We start from the raw sequence: 5,275 nt of genomic DNA on the forward strand, positions 1-5,275 counted from the left end.
CTGGTGGGGCCCGGCCACAACGGCGGCGATGGCCTGGTGATCGCCCGGGAGCTGCATCTGGCCGGGGTGGCGGTGCGGCTGTGGTCTCCCTTCGAGCGGCGCAAACCCCTCACCGAGCGCCACCGCCGCCACGCCCTCTGGCTCGGGATCACGGAGCCGGGCGTTGAGCCCGATCCCGCCGACGACGCCCTCTGGATCGACGCCCTGCTGGGCCTCGGCCAGCGGCAGCCGCCGGCCGAGGCGATCGAGACCCTGCTGGCAGAGCGCCAGCGGCGGCGGCCCCGGCAGCTGCTGGCCGTGGACGTGCCCACCGGCCTCTGCGCCGACACGGGCCGGCTCACCGGCGCGTGGCGGCCCGGGCCTGCCGCACCTTCAGCATCGGCCTGCTCAAGACGGGCCTGCTGCAGGACAGCGCCCTGGCCTGGGTGGGGCGGCTGGAGCGGATCGAGCTGGGGCTGCCCCCGGCCCTGCTTCAGACCCTGCCGCCACGGCAGCCCCTGGCCCTGGGGGCGGCGGACCTGGCCAGCGGCCCCTGGCCCGAGCTTGACGATCCGGCGGCGGGGAAATACGAGCGAGGCCGGCTGCTGCTGGTGGCGGGCAGCGAGGCCTACCGCGGTGCGGCCCATCTGGCCCTGGCCGCGCCCGCGCCAGCGGCTGCGGCAGCCTGCGGGCCGCCCTGCCCGGCTCGATCGCCGAAGCCCTCTGGCTCGCCTTCCCCGAAGTGGTGCTGACGCGCACCCTCGGCTGCACGGGCTCGGGGCGGCTGCAGCTGGCCGGGCTGCAGGCTGCGACCTGGATCGGCTCGATGCCGTGCTGCTGGGGCCGGGTCTGGGGAGTGGCGAGGCAGCCGCGGGGTCAGTCGACGACCCCGAAGCCCAGGCCTGGCAGCTCCTGCAGCGCTTCCCAGGCCTGCTGGTGCTCGACGCCGACGGGCTCAACCGGCTGGCTGTGGCCGGTCCCGAGGCGAGTCGGACGGAGGGGGGAGGCTGCCGCTGGCTGCAGGGCCGCGGCGGCCCCACCTGGCTCACGCCCCACCGGGGGGAGTTCGACCGGCTGTTCCCGGATCTGAGCGCCGCGCCGGCCCTGGAGGCCGCCGCTGCGGCGGCGGAGCGCTGCGGTATCGCGCTCCTGCTCAAGGGAGCCCGCAGCGTTGTGGCCGCTGCGGATGGCCGCTGCTGGCAGCTGCTCAGCGCCGAGCCCCGTGCGGCCAGGGCCGGCCTGGGCGATGTGCTGGCGGGGTTCTGCGCCGGACTGGGGGCCGCGGACCTGGCCGCTGACGGYGACGCCGATGCCGCCACGCTGGCGCTGGCCGCCCTGGCCCACGCCGAAGCCGCTCGGCGGGCCCAGCTGGAGGGAGACGGCAGCCCCAGCGACACGGCACGCCACCTGCACCACAGCAATCGTGTGTGCNNTTTTACAAGCAAAACCTGAAGGGNTTGCTGAAAACACATCCGCNTTTCCGNTTTTTCGGCGCCAGAGTTGCACCCTCATCAGGCAGCTTGAATGGGNTTTGTCATCCCTGCGAAGCGCTGGCGATGGAGGTCGCAGACGTTCGAGCGACCCGATCAGCTGGTATCTGGCCACGATCGGCCGTGAACCTCTGCTGACACCGGCCGAGGAGATCGAGCTCGGCAACCAGGTGCAGGCGATGATGCAGCTGCTCGAATCTGGCGAGCAGCGTTACAGCGACCATCAGAAAAAAAACCTTGCGCATCGGCCAGCGCGCCAAGCAGCGCATGATGAAGGCCAATCTGCGCCTCGTGGTGAGCGTGGCGAAGAAATATCAGGGCAAGGGCCTCGAGCTGCTCGACCTGATTCAGGAGGGCTCACTGGGGTTGGAGAGGGCTGTCGAGAAGTTCGACCCCACCCGTGGCTACAAGTTCTCCACCTATGCCTTCTGGTGGATCCGCCAGAGCATGACCCGGGCCATCGCCTGCCAGTCGCGCACCATCCGGCTGCCGGTGCACCTGAGCGAACGCCTCTCGGCCGTGCGCAAGGTGAGCCTCGAGCTGGCCCACCAGCTCGGCACCATGCCCAGCCGCCACGAGATCGCCGAGGCCCTTTCGATGCCGGTCGAGGAACTCGATGGACTGCTGCGACAGTCGCTCACCACCTCCAGCCTGGATGCACCGGTGAAGGGGGATGAGGGCCGCAGCTTCCTGGGCGACCTGATCGCCGACCGCAGCAGCGAGGATCCGCTCGACTCTGTGGAACGGGGCATCCACCACGAGCAGCTGGGCCGCTGGCTGAAGCACCTGAGCGACCAGGAGCATCAGGTGCTGCGCCTGCGCTTCGGCCTCGATGGCGAGGAGCGTCACACCCTGGCGGAGATCGGACGCCTGCTCGAGGTGTCGCGGGAGCGGGTGCGGCAGGTGGAACTCAAGGCCCTGCGCAAGCTGCGCAACCTCACCCGCCGGTCCCCACAGGCCCTCTGACGCTGCCGATCAGAGGCTGCTGCTCAGAGGCCGCACAGCAGCGGCCCTCGAGCTTGGCCAGGCCTTCAGTCCTCGGCCCAGATGTAGCGGGTGAGTTCGGAGGGATCGGGCTCGGGAGCGGCCAGGGCGAACTCGACGCAGTCGGCCACCACGGCATCGATCTCCTTGTCGATCGCCTTGAGCTCCTCGGCGGCGACCAGGCCGTGCTCGACAAGGTGGGCCGCCAGGCGCTTGATCGGATCGCGCTGGGCCCAGAAGTCCTTCTCCGCCTGGGCGCGCAGCTCATCGGGGTCGGCCAGGGAATGGCCGCGATAGCGGTAGGTGAGGCACTCCAGCAGGGTGGGACCCTCACCGGCCCTGGCCCGCTCGATCGCCCGCTGGGCCGCGGCCCGCACGGCCAGCACATCCATGCCGTCGACCTCCTCGCCGGCCATGCCGAAGGCCGCCGCCTTGCGCCAGATCTCGGGATCGCTGGTGGCGCGGTTGTGGTCCATGCCGATGGCCCACTTGTTGTTCTCCACCACGAACAGGATCGGCAGCTTCCAGAGGGCCGCCATGTTGAGGCACTCGTAGAACTGGCCGATGTTGCAGGTGCCGTCGCCGAAGAACGCGGCCGTCACGGCATCGCTGGAGGCATCGCCAAGGGCGTCGCGCTTGTAGCGGCTGGTGAAGGCGGCGCCGAGGGCCACCGGGATGCCCTCGCCGATGAAGGCATAGCCGCCGAGCAGGTGGTGCTCCCTGGAAAAGAGGTGCATGGAGCCGCCGCGGCCCTTGCTGCAACCGGTTGCCTTGCCGAACAGCTCGCTCATCACCTCGCGGGCCGGCACCCCGCAGCTGAGGGCGTGCACGTGATCGCGGTAGGTGCTGCAGAACCAGTCGTGCTGCGCCTTCATCGCCTTGATGACGCCCGTGCTGACGGCCTCCTGGCCGTTGTAGAGGTGCACGAAGCCGAACATCTTGCCGCGGTAGTACATCTCGGCGCACTTGTCCTCGAAGCGCCGACCGAGCACCATGTCGCGGTAGAGCATCAACCCCTCGTCGCGGTTCACCGTGGCCGGGGTGGCGGGGTAGAGATTCTCCAGACGCTCGGCGTGGGGACCAGCCACGTGGGTGTCGTCGGCGGAACAGGCCGGAGCTCCGGAAGCGGCGGCCATGTCGCGACTCATGTCTGCCTGTGTCATGGATGCCGGCCCGTGCAGAAGGCTGATCGTGCCTGAACTGTACGGGGTCTGACCACGACCGGGATCTCCGAAGCCCCACAGGGGTGAGCCAGAACCCCAGACCCTTCCTACAGTCAGCCACCAGTGACTGGGCCGGCTTGGAACTGCCGATCGACCATTTCCGGCTGCTTGGCGTGAACCCCGCCACCGATGCCCAGACCGTTCTGCACACCCTCCAACTGCGGCTCGACCGGCCACCCGCCCAGGGCTTCACCGCCGACACCCTCGAGGCCCGGGACGAGCTGCTGCGGGCCAGTGCCGATCTGCTCAGTGATTCCGAACGACGGGCCGATTACGAGGCCAGCCTGACCACCCTGGCGGCCCAGGAGCCCGGCGCCCTGGCCGCCCTGGAGATCCCCAGCAGCCGTGATCTGGGAGGCCTGCTGCTGCTGCTCGAGGCGGGGCTGGCCCCGGAATGCTTCGAACTGGCCAGGCGGCAACTGCAGCCGCCCCAGGCGCCGACGCTCGGCAGCGGACGCGAGGCCGACCTCTCCCTGCTGGCCGGGCTGGCCTGCCTCGCTGCTGCGGCGGATCTGCATCAGCAGCGCCGCTACGAAACGGCTGCCCAGANCCTGCTGCAGGGACTGCAGCTGCTGCAGCGCACGGGTCAGCAGCCTCTGCTGCGCCAGCAGCTGCAGGATGAACTCGAAGGGCTGCAGCCCTTCCGGGTGCTCGACCTGCTCAGCCGCGACCTGGCTGCCACCGGTGAGCGCGGCGAGGGACTCGCCCTGCTCGAAGACCTGGTGCAACGGCGTGGCGGCCTGGAAGGGGAGGGTGATCCTCGCCTTCCGGCGGACGACTTCATGGCCTTCTTTCGCCAGATCCGCTCCTTTCTCACGGTGCAGGAGCAGGTGGATCTGTTCAGCCGCTGGGGGGGCCACTCCAACGCGGCCCACTTCCTCGCCACCACCGCCCTCACCGCCTCCGGCTTCGCCCGGCGCAAACCGGAGCAGATCGCTGCCGCCCTGGATCGCCTCCAGGCTGGTGGCCAGCCGGGCACCGAGCCCCTCCAGTCCTGCCTGCACCTGCTGCTGGGCAAGGTGGATGCGGCGCTGGAGCTGTTTGGATCGGGGGCTTCGCCGGAACTGCGCCAGTGGGCCGCGCAGCAGAGCGATGACCCCCTGGCCCAGCTCTGTGCCTACTGCCGCGACTGGCTGGGCAGGGATGTGCTGCCGGGATACCGCGACCTGGAAGCCGATCCCGACCTCGAGGCCTGGTTCGCCGACCGGGACGTGATGAGCTACGTGGATCAGCACGACCAACCGGCCTCCCGGCGCGCGGAACCCGGTTCCAGCCCGAGTTCCGGATCCGGCTCAGTCGGGGGCTGGCCGCCGCTCGACTGGGGATCGCCTGTGCCGCCCGACGAGCGTCTCGAGCCGCTCGCCGGCGCGGAAGGCGGCTTCGCTGACAGCCCCATGGCCGCCGCCAGCGGCCATGACAGCCCGGAAAGCGGCGCCGACGAGCTGAATCAGCCCGACTGGCTGGGCGAGCAGTTCCGCAGTTGGCGTGCCCGGCTCAGCCTTCCTCAGCTCGGACTGCCGCGGCTGCCGTTGAGCCTGCCCGAGCTCCAGTGGAGCCGGCGACACTGGCTGGGCGCGGCCGCCGTGACCGCCGCGCTGG

At 70.5% G+C, this 5,275-nt stretch carries 3 protein-coding genes and 1 pseudogene; 3 read left to right on the forward strand and 1 reads right to left on the reverse strand.

The annotated features are described in order from the left end of the window. Both SYNGFB01_RS09670 and SYNGFB01_RS09675 read left to right on the forward strand, forming a co-directional pair. Nucleotides 1–1,431: NAD(P)H-hydrate dehydratase (locus SYNGFB01_RS09670; protein WP_053068429.1), on the forward strand; the 1,431-nt coding region annotated here is incomplete at its 5' end. A 79-nt stretch (nt 1,432–1,510) separates the two neighbouring features. After that, a pseudogene (locus SYNGFB01_RS09675) lies at nt 1,511–2,435 on the forward strand (sigma-70 family RNA polymerase sigma factor). A gap of 65 nt (nt 2,436–2,500) precedes the next feature. Here SYNGFB01_RS09675 and pdhA read toward each other — a convergent pair. Next, entirely contained in the window at nt 2,501–3,616 is a 1,116-nt protein-coding gene (gene pdhA, locus SYNGFB01_RS09680) for a pyruvate dehydrogenase (acetyl-transferring) E1 component subunit alpha (RefSeq protein ID WP_048017862.1), read from the reverse strand. A gap of 137 nt (nt 3,617–3,753) precedes the next feature. On the opposite strand from pdhA, the gene SYNGFB01_RS09685 reads away from it, so the two are divergent. Next, on the forward strand, nt 3,754–5,275 hold a 1,522-nt coding region (locus SYNGFB01_RS09685), incomplete at its 3' end, for a hypothetical protein (RefSeq protein WP_048017863.1).

Origin of the sequence: Synechococcus sp. GFB01, from assembly GCF_001039265.1 — a bacterium.
Classification (GTDB): Bacteria; Cyanobacteriota; Cyanobacteriia; order PCC-6307; family Cyanobiaceae; genus NIES-981.